Annotated in this window: 17 protein-coding genes; 12 read left to right on the top strand and 5 right to left on the bottom strand. The window is 74.3% G+C overall.

Annotated features, from left to right (window positions below):
* Positions 1–320: 320 nt before the first annotated feature.
* Complete coding sequence (locus G3T38_RS16730; RefSeq protein ID WP_163773451.1) at positions 321–800, bottom strand: hypothetical protein; 480 nt, start codon at positions 798–800, stop codon at positions 321–323.
* 292 nt (positions 801–1,092) lie between these two features.
* Here G3T38_RS16730 and G3T38_RS16725 point away from each other — a divergent pair, with 292 nt between their 5' ends.
* Genes G3T38_RS16725 through G3T38_RS16690 form a run of 8 tightly spaced genes read left to right on the top strand, consistent with a single transcriptional unit; the run spans position 1,093 to position 11,026 of the window.
* A complete protein-coding gene (locus G3T38_RS16725; RefSeq protein WP_241728982.1) occupies positions 1,093–1,848 on the top strand; it encodes a TetR/AcrR family transcriptional regulator in 756 nt (251 codons plus the stop codon).
* Positions 1,845–2,711, top strand: a complete 867-nt coding sequence (locus tag G3T38_RS16720; RefSeq protein ID WP_163773450.1) for a TIGR03084 family metal-binding protein — start codon at positions 1,845–1,847, stop codon at positions 2,709–2,711. The genes G3T38_RS16725 and G3T38_RS16720 overlap by 4 nt, the downstream gene beginning before the upstream one ends.
* Positions 2,708–4,552: an acyclic terpene utilization AtuA family protein gene (locus tag G3T38_RS16715; protein ID WP_338037723.1), complete on the top strand. Its 1,845-nt coding sequence runs from the start codon at positions 2,708–2,710 to the stop codon at positions 4,550–4,552. The genes G3T38_RS16720 and G3T38_RS16715 overlap by 4 nt, the downstream gene beginning before the upstream one ends.
* Positions 4,549–5,763, top strand: coding sequence for an acyl-CoA dehydrogenase family protein (locus tag G3T38_RS16710; protein ID WP_338037722.1), 1,215 nt, complete (start codon positions 4,549–4,551; stop codon positions 5,761–5,763). Before G3T38_RS16715 ends, G3T38_RS16710 begins: the two co-directional genes overlap by 4 nt.
* Positions 5,760–6,245 (top strand): SRPBCC family protein, encoded by a 486-nt coding sequence (locus G3T38_RS16705; protein WP_338037721.1) that lies wholly within the window; start codon positions 5,760–5,762, stop codon positions 6,243–6,245. The genes G3T38_RS16710 and G3T38_RS16705 overlap by 4 nt, the downstream gene beginning before the upstream one ends.
* A 50-nt stretch (positions 6,246–6,295) precedes the next feature.
* Complete coding sequence (locus G3T38_RS16700) at positions 6,296–7,864, top strand: acyl-CoA carboxylase subunit beta (RefSeq protein ID WP_163773466.1); 1,569 nt, start codon at positions 6,296–6,298, stop codon at positions 7,862–7,864.
* A 7-nt stretch (positions 7,865–7,871) separates the two neighbouring features.
* Positions 7,872–9,854 (top strand): ATP-binding protein, encoded by a 1,983-nt coding sequence (locus G3T38_RS16695; protein ID WP_163773449.1) that lies wholly within the window; start codon positions 7,872–7,874, stop codon positions 9,852–9,854.
* Entirely contained in the window at positions 9,851–11,026 is a 1,176-nt protein-coding gene (locus G3T38_RS16690; RefSeq protein ID WP_163773448.1) for an acyl-CoA dehydrogenase family protein, read from the top strand. The genes G3T38_RS16695 and G3T38_RS16690 overlap by 4 nt, the downstream gene beginning before the upstream one ends.
* A gap of 162 nt (positions 11,027–11,188) precedes the next feature.
* On the opposite strand, the gene G3T38_RS16685 is transcribed toward G3T38_RS16690, so the two are convergent.
* The gene (locus tag G3T38_RS16685; protein WP_163773447.1) at positions 11,189–11,521 is read right to left on the bottom strand and encodes a DUF3140 domain-containing protein; all 333 of its coding nucleotides are present in this window, start codon (positions 11,519–11,521) and stop codon (positions 11,189–11,191) included.
* A gap of 107 nt (positions 11,522–11,628) precedes the next feature.
* Between G3T38_RS16685 and G3T38_RS16680 the strand changes: the two genes are divergently transcribed.
* Positions 11,629–12,384, top strand: a complete 756-nt coding sequence (locus G3T38_RS16680) for an SDR family oxidoreductase (RefSeq protein WP_163773446.1) — start codon at positions 11,629–11,631, stop codon at positions 12,382–12,384.
* A gap of 12 nt (positions 12,385–12,396) precedes the next feature.
* Here the strand turns inward: G3T38_RS16680 and G3T38_RS16675 are convergent, their stop codons facing one another.
* Complete coding sequence (locus G3T38_RS16675; RefSeq protein WP_206675907.1) at positions 12,397–12,618, bottom strand: GNAT family N-acetyltransferase; 222 nt, start codon at positions 12,616–12,618, stop codon at positions 12,397–12,399.
* A gap of 84 nt (positions 12,619–12,702) precedes the next feature.
* On the bottom strand, positions 12,703–13,488 hold the full coding sequence (locus G3T38_RS16670; protein WP_163773445.1) for an SDR family oxidoreductase: 786 nt from the start codon (positions 13,486–13,488) through the stop codon (positions 12,703–12,705).
* A gap of 311 nt (positions 13,489–13,799) precedes the next feature.
* Between G3T38_RS16670 and G3T38_RS16665 the strand changes: the two genes are divergently transcribed.
* Positions 13,800–15,296 carry a cryptochrome/photolyase family protein gene (locus tag G3T38_RS16665; protein ID WP_163773444.1) on the top strand — a complete coding sequence of 499 codons (1,497 nt, stop codon included), beginning with the start codon at positions 13,800–13,802 and terminating at the stop codon, positions 15,294–15,296.
* Positions 15,293–15,946: a hypothetical protein gene (locus G3T38_RS16660; RefSeq protein ID WP_163773443.1), complete on the top strand. Its 654-nt coding sequence runs from the start codon at positions 15,293–15,295 to the stop codon at positions 15,944–15,946. The genes G3T38_RS16665 and G3T38_RS16660 overlap by 4 nt, the downstream gene beginning before the upstream one ends.
* Here G3T38_RS16660 and G3T38_RS16655 read toward each other — a convergent pair.
* On the bottom strand, positions 15,904–17,406 hold the full coding sequence (locus G3T38_RS16655) for an AraC family transcriptional regulator (protein ID WP_163773442.1): 1,503 nt from the start codon (positions 17,404–17,406) through the stop codon (positions 15,904–15,906). The two genes, G3T38_RS16660 and G3T38_RS16655, sit on opposite strands and share 43 nt — an antisense overlap.
* Before the next feature lie 80 nt (positions 17,407–17,486).
* Here G3T38_RS16655 and G3T38_RS16650 point away from each other — a divergent pair, with 80 nt between their 5' ends.
* Entirely contained in the window at positions 17,487–18,446 is a 960-nt protein-coding gene (locus tag G3T38_RS16650) for an ABC transporter substrate-binding protein (protein ID WP_163773441.1), read from the top strand.
* The last annotated feature ends 6 nt before the right edge of the window (positions 18,447–18,452 follow it).

Genomic DNA, 18,452 nt, shown 5'->3' with positions numbered 1-18,452 from the left:
GCGTGGGACACGAAGGCCTCCTGGTGTGTGAAGCGGTTCCTTAGACAGCTCCACTTCACATCCGGAGGCCTTCACCTTTCAGACAGGCTCACCGACGCTGGTCGGTACAACCTCCCTGGACATCACACCTAGGCGCCCACGGGTCGGCCCGAGGGCGGCCGGGGCCCGGCCGGGGCCGGCCGGGGGCCGGCCGGGTGCTGGAAGTGTTCGGTTGGGGTGGTCCGGATCGAGCTGGGCCTGTTCCAGCCGCACATTTCGGCCGGGCCGGGGCGGGCCGGGCCGGGCCGGGGCGGGTTCGGCCGGCTCCGGCTCGAGCGGCGCTACTCGGCCATCCGGTCGCGGCGCCAGCGGAGGTCGGACCGGAGACGACGGACGCCGATCACGCCGAGGGCGACCAGCACGATCGGGTACAGCACGGCCATCGCGACCCGCACGGGCTCCGGGATCCCCTCGAGCTGCCTCAGCACGACCAACGCGACCATCGCGCCCACCAGCGCGAACCAGAGCGTCCGCTCGCGGCGGGCCGGTGGCGGTGGCGTGAGCCGCTCGGTCTCGGCCACGCGGCGTGCGGCCGCCGAGTCGGGGTGCCGCCGCGCGTGACGGATCCGGGCCGCGGCGAGCACGGCGCCGGCTCCCAGCACGGCCGCGAGCACCGCGGCGACGACCGCGAACGGGCGGGATCCGTTCGCGCCGTCGACCGCGAGGACGGTCATGACGGCCGCCGCCACCAGGCAGATCACGCCGTTCACCAGCATCCTCCCGGGAGTGAGGACGGTCGTGCGCTCACCGGGGTCGCTCACGGCGGGTCTCCTGCTCGTCGATGTCGATACCGGGCCCCCGATGGCCTGCCCCGTCGCTACCCGCGGTCCGGGTGGGCAAACACCGGGCTCGCGATGGCCGCGGCCGTCGCAGCGCGCCGTACCCGGGACGTCATGCGATGCGGCCCCCCGCGCCGCCGCCGCGCATGACGTCCGCGAGGGGTGGGCGCGCGAGGGGTGGGCGCGAGGGGTGGGCGCGCCCGACTCCCTCAGCACAACGGTCCACAAAAAGACAGTCTTGACTGTTTGTTCCCACCTGCGCCACGATCCCCCCATGCCCGCCCCCCAGGTCGCCGAGCCGGTCACCGAGCCGGCCACCGAGCCCGCCGCCGACCCGGCCACGGGTCGCGTCCCCCAGGGCGAGCGCACGCGGGCCATGCGGGCGCGGCTGCTCGAGGCCTGCGTCGACGTGCTGGTCGAGCGCGGCTGGGCGGGCACGTCGACGACCGTCGTCTCGCAGCGCGCGGGCGTCAGCCGCGGTGCGCAGCTCCACCACTTCCCCTCCAAGACCGACCTGGTGGTGGCGGCGGTGGAGCACCTGACGGCGGTACGCCGCGAGGAGCTCACCAGCGCCGTCGCAGCCCTGCCGGCCGAGGCGCGGAGCACCCGCGCGGTGCTGGGGCTGCTCGCCGAGCTGTTCACCGGTCCGGTCTTCGCGGCCGCCCTCGAGCTGTGGGTCGCCGCGCGGAGCGACGCGGCCCTGCTCGAGGTGGTGACCCCGTTCGAGCGGCACCTCGGCCGGGAGACGCACCGCTTCACGGTCGAGCTGCTCGGCGCCGACGAGGAGCAGCCGGGCGTGCGCGAGCTGGTGCAGGCCACGCTCGACCTGGTGCGCGGCCTCGGTCTCGCGCAGACGCTCGGCGACGACTCGGCCCGTCGTGCCCGGATCCTCGACCAGTGGGCGCTCACCCTCGACGCGGCGCTCGCCCGCACCGACACCCGCACCCGCACCGGCACCCGCACCGGCACCGACGGCGCCGCGCCTGCACGCCCCGACATCCACTGGACCGACAGCCAGGAGACCCGATGACCGACCCGAACCCCGTGCTCGAGGGCGTGCTGACCGACCTGGCGGCGCTCACCGGGCGCCTCGACGACCGGGTCGCGGACCTCCCGGACGACCCGACCGGCTGGCGCCGCGCGACGCCCGCCGCGGGCTGGGACGTCGCGGCCCAGGTCGCCCACCTGGCGTGGACGGACGTCGCCGCGGCCACGGCGGCCCGCGCCGTACGGGGGGAGCAGGAGAAGGCCGCGTGGGACGCGATCGTGATGGTCGCCATCGACGACCCGGCCGGTTTCGTGGACGCCGCGGCGGCGGAGGGGTCCGCCGTGCCGGCCGCCGACCTGCTGGCGCACTGGCGGACCAGCCGCGCCGACCTCGCGGCCGCGCTCCGCGCGCTGGCGGCGGAGCGGCCGGGGGAGCGGCTGCCGTGGTTCGGCCCGCCGATGAGCCCGGTGTCGATGGCGACGGCGCGCTACATGGAGACCTGGGCCCACGGCCTCGACGTCACCGACGCCCTCGGGCTGGACGCGCAGGACGACGACGGCCTGCGCCACGTCTGCCACATCGGCGCGCGCACCCGGGGCTTCTCGTTCGCGACGCGCGGGCTCGAGGCCCCGACGGCCCCGGTCCGCGTGCGTCTCACGCTGCCGTCCGGCGCCACCTGGAGCGACGGTCCGGAGGACGCCGACGAGCGTGTCGAGGGTCCGGCGGTCGACTTCGCGCGGCTCGTCACCCAGCGCGCGCACCGCGACGACCTCGCCGTCACGGCGACCGGCGCCGGTGCCGACCGCTGGCTCGACATCGCCCAGGCCTTCGCCGGCCCGCCGGGGCAGGGCCGTGCGCCCGCGGCGACCACCACCATCACCACGACCGAAGGAGCACACCCGTGACGGGTACGAGCAGCGACCTGCTGCGCATCGGCAACTGCTCGGGCTTCTACGGCGACCGGCTCTCCGCCATGCGGGAGATGCTCGAGGGCACGACCACCGGACCCGACGGCCGCCCCCACGGCGTCGACGTCATCACGGGCGACTACCTCGCCGAGCTCACCATGCTCATCCTCGGCAAGGACCGCATGCGCGACCCGGAGGCGGGCTACGCGAAGACGTTCCTGCGCCAGGCCGAGGACTGCCTCGGTCTCGCGCTCGAGAAGAACGTGCGGATCGTCAGCAACGCCGGCGGCCTCCACCCGGCCGGCCTGGCCCGCAGGCTCGCCGAGGTGGCGCGCGGGCTCGGGCTGAGCCCCCGGATCGCGTACGTCGCGGGCGACGACCTCGTCCCCGGCCTCAAGGCCGGCACAGTCCGCCTCCAGCCCCTGGCCGGCGAGGACCGCGACTTCTCCGACGCCCTCACGGCCAACGCCTACCTGGGCGCGTTCGGCATCGCCGAGGCCCTCACGGCGGGCGCGGACGTCGTCGTCACCGGCCGTGTCACGGACGCCTCCGTGGTCGTCGGTCCTGCCGCTGCCCACTTCGGGTGGACCCCCGACGACCACGACCAGCTCGCCGGCGCGGTCGTCGCGGGTCACGTCATCGAGTGCGGCTGCCAGGCCACGGGCGGCAACTTCTCCGGGTTCGGCGACCTGCCGCCCGACGCGTTGACGACCCCGCTCGGCTTCCCGGTCGCGGAGGTGCGCCGCGACGGCTCGTTCGTCGTCACCAAGCACGACGGCACCGGCGGCGCGGTCACGACCGACACGGTGACGGCGCAGCTGATGTACGAGATCCAGACCCACCGCTACCTCGGTCCCGACGTCACCGCCCACCTGGAGTCGGTGCGGCTCACGCAGGAGGGGCCCGACCGCGTCCGCGTCGACGGCGTCACCGGCAGCGCGCCGCCGCCGCGCCTCAAGGTCGCGGTCAACGTGCTCGGCGGGTGGCGCAACAGCATGGAGCTGGTGCTCACCGGGCTCGACATCGACGACAAGGCCGCCTGGGTGCGGGCCCAGGTCGAGTCGGCGCTCGACGCGTCGCCTGCCGGACGCCCCGCCACCCTCGCCTGGTCCGACACCGGCCCCGCGACCCCCGACGCGCCCACCGAGCAGTCCGCCTCGGTGCTGCTCCGCGTGACCGCCCTCGACCCGGCGCCCGAGCCCGTCGGACGCGCCTTCACCTCGGTGGCCGTCGAGCTGGCGCTCGCCTCCTACCCGGGCTTCGCGATCACCGCGCCGCCCGCGAAGCCCGTGCCCTACGGCGTCTACCACCCGGCGTACGTCGACCGGTCGGCCGTCGAGCACACCGTCGTGGTGCTCGACGCGGACGGCTCGGAGAAGGAGCGCCTGCTGGTGCCGCACCCGGTCCGCACCGCCGAGCCGGAGGACGGCGGTCTCGCGCGTCGCCCCTCGCCGTACCCCGCGCCCGTCGACACGCTGACCCGCCGGGTGCCGCTCGGCTCCTTCGTCCACGCCCGGTCGGGCGACAAGGGCGGGGACGCCAACATCGGGCTCTGGGTCGCCACCAGCGGACGTCGCCACGACCCCGAGCGGCACGCCGCGCGCGTCACCTGGCTCACCAAGCTCATCTCCCCGAGCCGCATCCGCGAGCTCGTGCCGGAGGCCGCCGAACTCGATGTGGAGGTGTACCCGTTGCCGAACCTCGGTGGCGTCAACGTGGTCGTGAAGGGACTGCTCGGCGAGGGGGTGGCCGCGTCGACGCGGTTCGACCCCCAGGCCAAGGGCCTGGGCGAGTGGGTCCGCAGCCGCATGGTGAGCGTCGAGGACGCGCTCCTGTGAGCCGCCGGGCCACCACGGGCACCGACGTGACGACCTCGCTCACCGGCGACGTCGCCTTCACGGCGACGCCGGAGCGCCGGGCCCTGCGGGAGGCCGCCGCCGCGTTCACGCGTCGCGAGGTCGCGCCCCACCTCCAGGAGTGGGAGGACGCCGGGGCCCTGCCCCGCGAGCTCCACGCGACGACCGCGAAGGCGGGCCTGCTGGGCGTCGGCTTCGACGAGGCCGTCGGCGGCGACGGGGGCGACCTGCTCGACTCCGTGACGGTCACCGAGGGCATCTTCGAGGGCGGCGGCTCGGGCGGGCTGATCGCCAGCCTCTTCACCCACGGCATCGCCCTGCCCCACATCGCCACCGCGGGCGACCCCGACCTGGTCGACCGGTTCGTGCGGCCCACGCTGGCCGGCGAGACGATCGGCTCGCTCGGCATCACCGAGCCCGAGGGCGGCTCCGACGTGGCGTCGATCCGCACCCGCGCGGTGCGCGACGGCGACCACTTCGTCGTCAACGGCGCCAAGACCTTCATCACCTCGGGCACGCGCGCCGACTTCGTGACGACCGCGGTGCGGACGGGCGGCGACTTCACGCCCGGCCAGGGCCACGGCGGCGTCTCGCTGCTCGTCATCGAGGCCGGCACGCCCGGCTTCACCGTCGACCGCGGGCTCGAGAAGATGGGCTGGCACTGCTCCGACACCGCGCAGCTGTCGTTCGTCGACTGCCGGGTCCCGGTCGCCAACCTCGTCGGCGCGGAGGGGTCCGGCTTCCTCCAGATCGCGCAGCAGTTCGTGGTGGAGCGGATCGGCCTGGCCGTGCAGGGGTACGCCGCGGCCGCCCGCTCGTTGGCGCTCGCCGCCGCGTACGCGCACGAGCGGGAGACCTTCGGCAAGCCCCTGGCGTCGCGGCAGGTGGTGCGGCACAAGCTCGTCGAGATGCGCCGCCAGGTCGAGGTCGCCCGCACCTACACGCACGCCGTGGCGGCGCGCCACGTCGCGGGCGAGCAGGTGATCGCGGAGGCGTGCCTCGCCAAGGAGACGGCGGTCAAGACCGCCGAGGCGGTCTGCCACGAGGCGGTGCAGCTGTTCGGCGGCACCGGCTACATGCGGGGCTCGGAGGTCGAGCGGCACTACCGCGACGTCCGGCTGCTCGGCATCGGCGGTGGCGCCAACGAGGTGCTGGCGGACCTCTCGGCCCGCCTGCTGGGGTACGCCGCGTGAGCCGCCTCCGGCTGGGCCGGGCCCTCGGCGGCGAGGTCTCCGTGCACGTCGACGCCCCCGTCGACCGCGTGTGGGCGCTCGTCAGCGACGTGACCCGGATCGGGGAGTTCTCGCCCGAGACGTTCGAGGCCCGCTGGACCCGCGGGTCCACCGGGCCCGCGGTCGGGGCCACCTTCAAGGGGCACGTGAAGCGCAACGGGGTCGGCCCGACGTACTGGTCCGGCTGCCGCGTGACCCGCTGCGAGCCGGAGCGGGTCTTCGAGTTCGCCGTCGGGACGGAGGCCGTGCCGATCAACAACTGGGGCTACCGGCTGGAGCCGGACGGCGCGGGGACGCGCGTCACCGAGTACTACCGCCTCGAGCCGACCCTGCCCGTGCGCCTCTACTGGCTGGTGCTCGGACCGCTGCGGGGACGCACCAACGAGCGCGGGATGCGCACGACCCTCGAGCGCATGAAGGCCGTCCTGGAGGAGGAGCAGTGAGCGTGACCAGCACGGACACCGTCACGGTCGAGCAGGAGCGGCGCGCGGCGATGCTCGCGAAGCTCGACGCGCTCGACGCGGAGCACGCCAAGGCCGTCGCCGGGGGCGGGGAGAAGTACGTCGAGCGTCACCGGCGCCGCGGCAAGCTGCTGGCGCGGGAGCGCATCGAGCTCCTCGTGGACGAGGGCACGGCGTTCCTCGAGCTGTCGCCGCTGGCCGGCTGGGGCTCCGACTTCACCGTCGGCGCGTCCCTCGTCACCGGCATCGGCGTCGTCGAGGGCGTCGAGTGCCTCATCACGGCCAACGACCCGACCGTGAAGGGCGGCGCGTCGAACCCGTGGACGCTGAAGAAGGCGTTCCGGGCGGCGCAGGTCGCGGCGGAGAACAACCTGCCGACGATCGCGCTCGTCGAGTCGGGCGGCGCCGACCTGCCGACGCAGAAGGAGATCTTCATCCCCGGCGGCAAGATGTTCCGCGACATCACGCGGGCCTCGGCCGACCGACGACCCACCATCGCCCTGGTCTTCGGCAACTCGACCGCGGGCGGCGCCTACATCCCCGGCATGAGCGACTACACGGTCATGGTCAAGGAGGGCGCGAAGGTCTTCCTCGGCGGCCCGCCGCTCGTGAAGATGGCGACCGGCGAGGAGTCCGACGACGAGTCGCTGGGCGGCGCCGAGATGCACGCCCGCGTCTCGGGGCTCGCCGACTACCTGGCGGCCGACGAGCGCGACGCGATCCGGATCGGCCGGCGGATCGTCGCCCGCCTCGGGCACCGCAAGGCGCGCGAGGACCGCGACCTCCCGGCGTACGCCGAGCCCGACCTCGACCCCGAGGGCCTGCTCGACCTCGTGCCGACCGACCTCAAGGAGCCGTTCGACCCGCGCGAGGTGGTCCTCCGGCTGGTCGACGGCACCCGGCCCGGCGTCGGGCCGGACGCCAACGTGCCCTTCGACGAGTTCAAGCCGCTCTACGGCCCGTCGCTCGTGACCGGCTGGGCCCGCATCCACGGTCGTCGGGTCGGCATCCTGGCCAACGCGCAGGGCGTGCTGTTCAGCGAGGAGGCGCAGAAGGCGACGCAGTTCATCCAGCTCGCCAACCAGGTCGACACCCCGCTGCTGTTCCTCCACAACACGACGGGCTACATGGTCGGCGCGGAGTACGAGCAGGGCGGGATCATCAAGCACGGCGCGCAGATGATCAACGCGGTCTCCAACTCGACCGTGCCGCACCTGTCGGTGGTCATGGGCGCCTCCTACGGCGCCGGCAACTACGGCATGAACGGCCGGGCGTTCGACCCGCGGTTCCTCTTCACCTGGCCCTCGGCGAAGTCCGCCGTCATGGGGCCGGCGCAGCTGGCCGGTGTCATGGAGATCGTGGCCAAGGCCTCGGCCGAGTCGAAGGGCCAGGAGTTCGACGCCGAGGGGTTCGCCGGCATCAAGGCCTACGTGGAGCAGCAGATCGAGGAGCAGTCGCTGCCGTACTTCCTGTCCGGGATGCTCTACGACGACGGCGTCATCGACCCGCGCGACACCCGGACCGTGCTCGGCATCTGCCTGTCCGTGATCGACAACAACCCGACCCGTGGCGCCGAGCGCTTCGGCGTCTTCAGGATGTGACGACCCGATGATCCGTTCTGTTCTGGTGGCGAACCGCGGCGAGATCGCCCGCCGCGTCATGGCCACGTGCCGCCGTCTCGGCATCGAGACCGTCGCCGTGCACTCCGACGCCGACGCGGACCTGCCGTTCGTCGCGGAGGCGGACCGCGCCGTACGCCTGCCGGGGAGCACACCCGCCGAGACCTACCTGCGGGCCGACCTCGTGCTCGAGGCCGCGCGGGCGTCGGGCGCGGACGCCGTGCACCCGGGCTACGGCTTCCTCTCGGAGAACGCCGACTTCGCCCGTGCCGTCGTCGAGGCCGGCCTGACCTGGATCGGGCCGTCGCCCGCGTCGATCGAGGCCATGGGCGACAAGATCCGGGCCAAGGAGCTCATGCTGGACGCAGGCGTGCCGCAGCTCGGCCGGCTCGAGCCGGCCGCGGTCACCGCCGCGGACCTGCCGGTGATCGTCAAGGCGTCCGCCGGCGGCGGTGGACGCGGCATGCGCGTCGTGCGGGAGCTCGACGACCTGGAGGCGGCCGTGAAGCTGGCCGCCGACGAGGCGGCCTCGGCCTTCGGCGACCCGACCGTCTTCGTCGAGCACTTCTTCGAGCGCGGCCGGCACGTCGAGGTGCAGGTCGTCGGCACCCCCGAGGGCGTCGTCGTGCTCGGTGAGCGTGACTGCTCGCTGCAGCGCCGCCACCAGAAGGTCGTCGAGGAGGCGCCGGCCCCGGGCCTGCGCGAGGAGACCTGGCGGGCGCTCCACGAGGCGGCACGGCGCGCGGCGGACGCGATCGACTACCGCGGCGCCGGGACGGTCGAGTTCCTCATGGACGCGGAGTCCCAGGAGTTCTTCTTCCTCGAGATGAACACCCGCCTCCAGGTGGAGCACCCCGTCACCGAGCAGGTCTTCGGCATCGACCTCGTCGAGGCGCAGATCGCCGTCGCCGAGGGGCTGCCGCTGCCGGACCCGCGTCGCGAGCCGCAGGGGCACGCGATCGAGGTGCGCCTCTACGCGGAGGACCCGGCCGCCGACTACCAGCCGCAGTCGGGCCTGCTGACGGCCTTCGACGTGCCCGGCGCCGACGTCGCCTTCACGGTCGACCCCGGGCCGTCCGGCCTGCGGCTCGACGCGGGGTTCGCAGCCGGTACGGAGGTGGGGACGCACTACGACGCGATGCTCGCCAAGGTCATCGCCTGGGCGCCGACCCGGCGGCAGGCGGCGCGGTCCCTCGCGGGCGCCCTGCGGCGGGCGCGGATCCACGGCGTCCGCACCAACCGCGACCAGCTCGTCGCGCTGCTCGAGGACGACGCCTTCCTGGCCGGTGACCTGTCCACGGCGTTCCTCGGCCAGCGGGACTGGACCGGCGGGCACGCCGCCGACCGCGACCAGCAGCACCTCGCCCTCGTCGCGGCGGCCGTCGCCCGCGCGGAGGAGGCGCGCACGCGCCGTACGGTGCAGACGCGGATCCCCGTGGGCTGGCGCAACGTCGCCTCGCAACCGCACGTGACGCGCCTCGAGGTCGCCGGCACGGAGGTGGAGGTCGGCTGGTGGTCGGGGCGGGACGGGTACGTCGCGGTCGAGGGCGGCGTGCGGGCCGTCGACGCCGCCGCGCTCGGCGAGCGGCGCTGGCGCGTCGTGGTCGAGCAGGCGGGCGTCCGCCACCCGATCGAGATCGCGCTCGACGCCGACGACACCGTCGCCGAGGTCGACGCGCCCTGGGGTCACCTCCAGGCGCGCATCGTGCCCCGGTTCGTCGACCCCGCCGACGCCGTGGCGAGCGGCTCGCTGCTCGCGCCGATGCCGGGCACGGTCGTGCGCGTCGCCGTCGAGGCGGGTGCGCGCGTGGCCGCCGGCGACACCGTGCTCGTGCTCGAGGCGATGAAGATGCAGCACGCGGTCGCCGCGCCCCACGACGGCGTGGTCGCCGAGGTGGGTGTGGCAGCAGGTCAGCAGGTGGCGGCGGGCGACGTGCTCGCGGTCGTGGAGTCCGACGAGGAGCAGGCATGAGCACGATGTTCACGGAGCCCGACGAGCGCGTGGCGCTGCGGGAGGCGGTCGCGAAGCTGGCCGGGAAGTACGGCCACGAGTACGTCGCGAAGCAGGCCCGCGACGGCGGCAAGATGACCGAGATGTGGCTCGAGATGGGCCGCGCCGGCTTCCTGGGCGTCAACATCCCCGAGGAGCACGGCGGCGGGGGCGGCGGCATGGCCGACCTGGCCGCGGTGCTCGAGGAGTCGGCCGCGGCCGGCGCGCCGCTGCTCATGATGGTCGTCAGCCCCGCGATCTGCGGCTCGATCATCAACCGCTGCGGCACGCCCGAGCAGAAGGAGCGCTGGCTGCCCGGCATCGCCGACGGCAGCCACCTCATGGCCTTCGGCATCACCGAGGCCGACGCGGGCTCCAACTCGCACAACATCACGACGACCGCCACGCAGGACGGCGACCACTACGTCCTCAAGGGCCAGAAGACCTACATCTCCGGCGTCGACGAGGCGCAGAGCGTGCTCATCGTGTCGCGGATGAAGGACGCGAGCACCGGCAAGCTGCGCCCCGCGCTGTTCGTCGTGCCGACGGACGCGCCGGGGTTCAGCAAGCAGGTCATCCCGATGGCGTGGCAGGCGCCGGAGAAGCAGTTCACGCTGTTCCTCGACGACGTGCGCGTCCCCGCGACGTCGCTCGTCGGCGACCCGCACTCCGAGGACGGCGGCATGTGGCAGCTCTTCGCCGGCCTCAACCCCGAGCGCATCATGGGCGCCGCGTTCTCCTGCGGCATGGCGCGCTACGCGCTCGAGAAGGCGGTGGCCTACGCCAAGGAGCGCTCCGTGTGGCGCGAGGCGCCCATCGGCGCCCACCAGGGCATCGCGCACCCGCTGGCGAAGGTGAAGATCGAGCTCGAGCAGGCGCGGCTGCTGTGGCAGAAGGCGGCGGCCCTGTACGACGCGGGTGACGACTTCGGCGCGGGTGAGTACGCCAACATGGCGAAGTACGCCGGCGGCGAGATCGCCTGCAACGCCACCGACGTCGCGGTGCACACCCACGGCGGCAACGGCCTGACGGTGGAGTACGGGCTCGCGAACATGCTCGTCGCTGCACGGCTCGGCCGGATCGCGCCCGTGAGCCGCGAGATGATCCTCAACTTCGTCGCGATGCACACCCTGGGGCTGCCGAAGTCGTACTGACGACCGGCTCGCCCGGGCGTCGCCCTCGACCGCCGGACGTCATGCGGAACGGTGGTCGGGGGCGACGGTCCGCATGACGTCCGCGAGGCGCCGTGCCAGACGTCATGCGCGGTGGTCGTCGGGGGCGCCGGTCCGCATGACGTCCGCGAGGGGGAAGGCCTGCTACTTCAGCGGGTCGTGCCCCCAGTTCATCAACGAGTAGCGCCAGTTCGTCTCCGACACGTCGCCCTCCGGGCGCTGCTCCAGGTGCCGGTGCACGTAACCCACGACCTTCGTCATGTGGGCCGCGTCGTCGTCGGTCAGGTCGGTCTTGTTGGTCCGCTTGATCTCGACGATCCGGCGCCCCGACTTGTGCCCGGTCGACTCGCCCGACCCCTGCCCGACGGACGTCGACTCGTCCGTCTCGAGCCACTTCTCCAGCTCGGCGGGGGCCATGTTCACCGCGTCCTGCCAGTCGTCCCACACCTCGGCGACGGCGTCGTTGGTCTCGCTCATGAGTCGACGCTACGAGCGGGGGACAACCCGACCTCACACATCGCACGGCTACGTCGTCACACCTCCGACGGCCCGCACGGGGCCGTCGCGAGCAGGAGGAGACGGACATGCGGGTGGCGGTCGCGGGCGGTACGGGGCTGGTCGGTGCGCTCACGGTGGCGGAGCTCGAGCGGGCGGGGCACGAGCCCGTCGTGCTGGCACGCTCGACGGGCGTCGACCTCGCCCAGGACGGCGGCGCACTGGCGGAGGACCTGGCGAAGCGCCTCGTCGGGGTCGACGTCGTGGTCGACGTGCTCAACGTGATGACGAGGGACGCGGCAGAGTCGGCGGAGTTCTTCGGCCGCACGACGGCGGCCCTGCTCGCCGCGGAGGAGAGCGCCGGCGTGGGCCACCACCTCGCGCTGTCGATCGTGGGCATCGACGAGGTGCCGTTCGACTACTACGTCGGCAAGCTCCGCCAGGAGGAGCTGGTGGAGGCCGGCCCGGTGCCGTGGACGATCCTCCGCGCGGCGCAGTTCCACGAGTTCGCGGGCCAGCTGCTGGGCGGGCTCACGTTCGGCCCGATCGGCCTGGTGCCCCGCATGCCGGTGCGACCCGTGGCCGCGGTCGAGGTCGCCGCGCACCTGGCCCGGCTCGCGGTCGAGCCGCCCCGCCGGGCCACCCTCGACCTCGCCGGGCCGCACCGCGAGGACCTCGCGTCGATGGCCCGCCGGACGGCCCGTCGCGACGGGGGGCCGCGCTTCGTCGTACCGGTGCGGGTGCCCGGCGCGTTCGGCCGCGGGGTGCGGGCCGGGGCGCTCGTGCCGGCGGCGCCGGACCTCGTGGGGCGGCAGTCGTTCGCGGAGTGGCTGCAGGCGCGGTGACTCAGGCGCGGGTCAAGAGCCGCACGTTGCGCTCGTCCGACGTCTCGAGGGCGACGGTGGTCGCGCCCCGCCCGGCGGCGGCGTCGAGGCCGGCAGAGCGAGCGCCGTGCCGAGCCCCGCGCCGCGGTGGTCGGGGTGCACGCCGAGGGTCGCGAGCGACCAGGCGCCGTCGGGAGCCGGCGGCAGCGACACCCCGGCCAGCGCGGCGAGCCGGTCGCCGTGGAGCGCGGCCACCCGCTCCTGCGCCGCCGGTGCCGGGTCGGGTACGTCGGGGGCGAGGCAGGTCGTGCGGTCACCCCCGCGACCCTGGGGTCCGGCTCAGTGCGAGGCGAACCGTTTGTTGACGATGCGGGTGAGCCACGCCGGGGAGAAGCGCGCGGCCACGGACAGCACCTCGCTCTGGCGACCGACGGGGAAGTGCACCTGGTGGAGCGCCCGCGCGGTGCGGCCCGGCTGGACCGCGGCGAGGATCTCGTCGGCGACGTCCTGGGCGCCGAGGCGGACGCCGAGGGTGTCGGTCGTGCCGGTGCGCACGCCGTCGAGCATCGACGTCTGCACGAAGAGCGGCCACAGCGCGACGACGCGGATGCCCTGCGGACCCCACTCGATGTCGAGCGCCTCGGTGAGGCCGCGGACGAAGAACTTGGTGGCGCTGTAGTTCGCCAGCTCCGCCTGGCCGTAGATCGCGGAGGCCGAGCACAGGTTGACCAGCGTGGAGCCGGGCCCGAGGTGCGGGTGCGCCGCGTGGGCGCCGTTGACGACGCCACGGACGTTGACGTCGATCTCCTTCTGGTGGCGCGCGACGTCGATGTCCTCGAACTTGCCGGCGAGCAGGATGCCCGCGTTGTTGACGAGCACGTCGAGCCGCCCGGTCTGCTCGACGAAGCCGTCGACGGCGGTGCGGAAGGCCTCGGGGTCGCTGACGTCGAGGCGACCGACGACGGCGGTCGCGCCGACGGCCTCGACCTCGGCGGCGAGGGTGGCGAGGCCGGCCTCGTCCAGGTCGTAGCCGCCCACCGTCCACCCCTCGCGGGCGAAGGTGAGCGCGGTGGCACGGCCGATACCGGCGGCGGCGCCGGTGATGAACACGGTGCGGGAGGTCATGGGCGTATTGCTACCACTGGGTAACCAGCCGGGTCAGCACCTCGTGAGGTGGACCACGCCGGTGCGGTGGTGCCGGGCGGGTCGGAGGAAAACGCGGACGGCGCCGGCCCGGTTCGAGGAAAGTGCGCGGGGGCCGCGACCCGGGGAAGGAAAACGCGGACCAAGCAGGGTCGGACCTCGGGCGTATCGGTCCAGGAATCCGCGTTTTCTTTCTCCGGCTCGGCCGCCGGTCCGCGTTTTCCTTCCCCGGGTCGCGGCCCCCGCGCCCCCCGCGACCGCCCCCGCTTGGCCCGCCGGAGCACGCTGGCGCCATGCACGCGCGGCTCGTCCTCCCCCACCAGCTGTTCGACGAGCAGCGCACGGCCGAGGCCGACCTGCTCGTGCTCGTCGAGCCCGACCTCTTCCTCCGCCAGTACGCCTTCCACACCCACAAGCTCGTCCTCCACCGCGCCTCGATGAAGCGCTTCGAGGCCGAGGTGCGGCAGGCGGGCCGCGCGACGGCGTACGTCGAGAGCCGGGGCGACCGCGACACCGAGGCCCAGCTGGTCGAGCTGCTGCGGGAGCGCGACGTCACCGAGATCAGCTGGTTCGACGTCGTCGACGACTGGCTCGACCGGGACCTGCGCGCGGTCGCCGACGGGCTCGGCGTGGAGCCGACCGTCGAGGAGACGCCCGCGTTCCTCACCTCGGACGCCGACGTGCGCGAGCAGCTCGGCCGGCGGCGGGGGAGCCGGCCGCGGATGTCGACGTTCTACGCGTGGCAGCGTCGACGCCTCGACGTGCTCATGGACGGCGACGGGCCGGTCGGCGGGAAGTGGTCGTTCGACGAGGACAACCGCGAGCCCTACCCGAAGGGCGGCCTCGACGTGCCGCCGCTGCCGCGCCTGCAGCGCGACGAGCACGTGCGCGACGCGATCGCGTGGGTGGCCGCCGAGTTCCCCGACAACCCGGGCGACCCCGACGAGTTCCGGTGGCCGACGACGCGGGCGCAGGCGAAGCGCTGGCTGGAGCGCTTCGTCGAGGACCGGTTGCGCCGCTTCGGTCCCCACGAGGATGCCATCGCCGCCGACGAGCCGTTCCTCCTCCACAGCACGCTGAGCCCCGTCATCAACATCGGACTCCTCTCGCCGCGGGAGGTGCTCGACGCCGTGCTCGCGGCCGAGGACGTGCCGCTGCCCAGCCTCGAGGGGTTCGTGCGGCAGGTGATCGGCTGGCGGGAGTACATGCGCGGCATCTACGTCACGCAGGGCCGCCGCCTGCGCACCACCAACCGGCTGCACCTCACCCGCGCGCTCGGCCCGGGCTGGTGGGACGGGACGACGGGGCTCCACCCGGTCGACGTCGTCGTGCGGCGCGTCCTCGAGCACGGCTACGCCCACCACATCGAGCGCCTCATGGTGCTCGGCAACGCGATGCTGCTGCTGCGCACCGACCCCGACGACGTCTACGAGTGGTTCATGGCGCTCTTCGTCGACGCCTACGACTGGGTGATGGTGCCGAACGTCTACGCGATGAGCCAGTTCGCCGCCGCCGAGGCGATCACGACGAAGCCGTACGTGTCGGGCTCGAACTACGTGCTGAAGATGAGCGACTTCTCCAAGAAGGACGGGGAGGCGGGCTGGGCGGACGCCTGGGACGCCCTCTACTGGCAGTTCGTCGACGACCTCCGCGACGGGTTCGCCGCCAACCCGCGCACGTCGATGGCCGTCCGCACGCTCGAGAAGATGAAGGACGCGCGCCGCCGCGAGCTGGCCGAGATCGCCGGGACGTGGCTGGGCGGCGACGTACCGGGGGTGGCGCCGGAATGAGGGTCCGCTTCGAGGGCGAGATCGCCGGCGTCGGCTCCGCGAGCGGCACCCGGGTCGTGCTCGGCCGCTGGGTCCGCTCGCCCTTCGGGGAGGGCGGCGAGGTCGCCGACGCGATGGTCGAGACGGCGGCGGGCCACCGGGTCCTCGTCGCGCCCACCCGGGAGCTCGCGGACTTCATCGCCGCGACGTACGCCTTCGACGAGATCCGCGTCGAGCCCACCACCCTGACCGCCGCGCCCGGCGAGCGCGTCTTCTCCAGCCGCTCCCTCCGCCTCGCGATCGGCGTCGGCCACCCCACGGCGCTCGGCCGGCTCGTCGGCCTGGTGCCGCGCCGTCTCGCGACCGCGCCGGCGTGGTGCGCGGTCACCGACCCGATCGCCCGCGTCGTGCTGCGCGGGGTGCGCACCCGCGGGACGGCGGGCGGCGGCCGCCGGGAGTGGTACGGCGCGACCGGAGTCCGCGCGGTCACCACCCTCGACGGGTCGTTCGACGGGGTGCCGCTCGGGGAGCTGCGGCCCGTCGACCCGCCGTGCCGCTTCGGGTTCAGCTCGACGCCGCCCCGCCCGAGCCTGACGTCGGTGGTGACGACCATCGACCTGCCCGGCGCTCACCCGCCGGGCGTCGCACCCGGCCGTCGTCGGGCGACGTAGTCGCGCGGCGGCCTGCCGTGGACGCGCCGGAAGGCCCTCGTGAAGCTGCTGGGGTGGCGGTAGCCGAGGCGCGCGGCCACGTGGCCCGCTGACATCCCGGCGGCGAGCAGGCGCGGCGCGGCGTCGAGGAGCCCCCTGCCGCTCGGGTCGCTGGGACCGCTCGGGTCGCTCGGGCCGGGGTGCCCGGTGCGCGGCGTCGACGCTGCCCGCCACCGCTCGAAGGCCCACCAGCCGGAGCGCTCGTCCCACCCGTCGGGTCGCAGGCTGGTGTACTGGCCGACCACCGCCCGCAGCAGGGCCTCGGGGTCCTCCCCGGCGAGGGAGAACGCCACGACCGCGTCCAGGTCGAGCAGGGTCGGGGGCGGTGCGTGGAAGAGCGGGAGCATCACCCCGCCGGCGTCGACCTCGACGCGGTTGTGCCGCCACGCGGGCAGCCACACCGCGTCGCCCTCCTCCAGGCGGAGCACGGCGTCGCCCACCTCGACGCGGGCCCCGCCGTGCGCCATCCAGATGACGACGTGGAAGTTGTTCACCAGCGGTGGGGTCGCGCTCGCGCCGAGCACGGGGGGTGACGCAGCGGCATCGGTCCGCAGGTCGACGAGCGGACCGCCGGCCCGGGAGCCGGGCGCCGTCCCCGGGCTCCGACCCGCGCCCTCGGTGGGCACGCACGCGGCGTACGCCGACGGCATGACGCCGAACTCGGTGCGGAACGCGCGGGCGAACCCGCTCGTGCTGCTGTAGCCGACCCGGTGCGCCGCCACGCCCACAGGGAGGCCGGCGGCGAGGTGGGCTGCCGCCCGGTGCAGGCGCAGGACCGCGCGCCACTCCCGGAAGGTCAACGCCGTCTGGTCGCGGAAGGCGCGCTGCAGGCTCCGCTCGCTGAACCCCGTCCGCCGGGCCCACTCGCCGACGGTGGTCGCCTCCGCGACGTTGTCGCCGAGCGCCAACGCCATGGCGAGCAGGGCCGGGTCGTCGGGCTGCCGCAGCTGGGTGCGGGGCATGGGGAGCACGACGTCCGGCGCACCTCGTCCGTCGCGTGCGTTCGCGGCGAGCAGTCCGGTCAGGTCCTGGTCGAGGGGATCCACGGGCCGGAGGGGCGAGATGCGCATCGAGAACTGCGCCAGCAGCCAGGGTCGCCACCCCTCGGGGACGTCGACGACGTAGGCGTCCCGTGCCCCGACCACGGCCTCGTGGCGGGGCACGGCCAGCGGGATGCACACGCTGCCCGGGGGAACGACGGCCCTCACCGGAGTGCCGGCGGGGATCCACATGGCCTGGCCGGCGTCGACGGTCAGGGTGCGTCGGCCCGCCTCGACCTCGGCCGCGCCCGACCACAGCCAGACCAGCAGGTGCCACTCCCGCAGGTCGTGCTCGAGGGTGGACGTGGCGTCCCGCGGCACGACGCCGGACAGGTCGGGTCCCGGTGCTAAGAAGCTGACGGTCTGCGTCGTCGACACCATGGAAGGGAAGGCTAGCCTTACCGCCGCGCTCGCCCGTGGGGCCGGGCGATCTCCGACCGCCGACCCCCGAGGACGCACCCATGCTCCGATCCGTCACCACGCGCCGTACCACCGCCGTGCTCGCTGCGGCCGCCACCCTTTCCGGACTGACCGCCTGCGGCAGCGACGCTGCCGACGAGGGGAGCGCGGGGGAGGGGGCCCACGCCGGCACCCGCTCCGTCGACGGCGTGTACGGCCGCGTCGAGGTGGAGGGGGTCCCGCAGCGGGTCGTCGCGCTGACGCCGCAGGCCGCCGACATCCTGCTGAGCCTCGGTGTCCAGCCCGTGGCTGTCGCGATGACCGCCGAGGAGGAACCCACCTACCCCTGGCTCGACGGCGCGCTCACGGGGGAGATCGACCCCCACCTCCTCGCCGGCTTCGTCGCGAGTCCCGAGGCAGTCGCCGCCCACGACCCGGACCTGATCGTCGGCGCCGCCTGGGCGGTGCCCGAGGACGTGCACCGGCAGCTCGAGGACGTGGCGCCGACCTTCGCCGGGCTCACCGAGGGCAACGACGACTGGGACGACCTCGCCCTCGCCCTCGCCGAGCTCACCGGCACCGACGGTGCCGGCGTGGTCGCCGGGGTGGGGGACGCCTGCGAGGCGGCCGCGGCGGAGCTGCCCCACCTCGCGGGGGACACCTACCAGTACGTCGCGGCCGAGCAAGGCCGGTACCGCTTCGGCAACGGCGCGTGGCTCGAGTGCTTCGGGCTCGTGCCTGCGGCCGACCAGGACAACACCCAGGTGGGAGAGGCGGGCGTCGCCGAGGAGAACCTCACCGACCTGGACGCGGACGTCCTCGCGATCTTCGACCGTCTCGGCGTGCGGTCGGCCCTCGAGGACGACGCTCGCTTCACCGGCCTGCCGTCGAGCAACGGCGGAGCGGTGCTCTGGCTCGATGCAGCGCTGGCCAACGCCACCAACAGTCCGGGGCCGCTGTCGTTCGCCTACGTCATCGAGCAGGTGCAGCCGGTGCTCGCGTCGGACGGGGGCAGGGACTGAGAAAGC

The organism is Nocardioides zeae (genome assembly GCF_010686755.1).
GTDB classification, from domain to species: Bacteria; Actinomycetota; Actinomycetes; order Propionibacteriales; family Nocardioidaceae; genus Nocardioides; species Nocardioides zeae.
The sequence above is the reverse complement of the archived record's forward strand: the minus strand, read 5'-3'. Positions and strand labels throughout refer to the sequence as shown.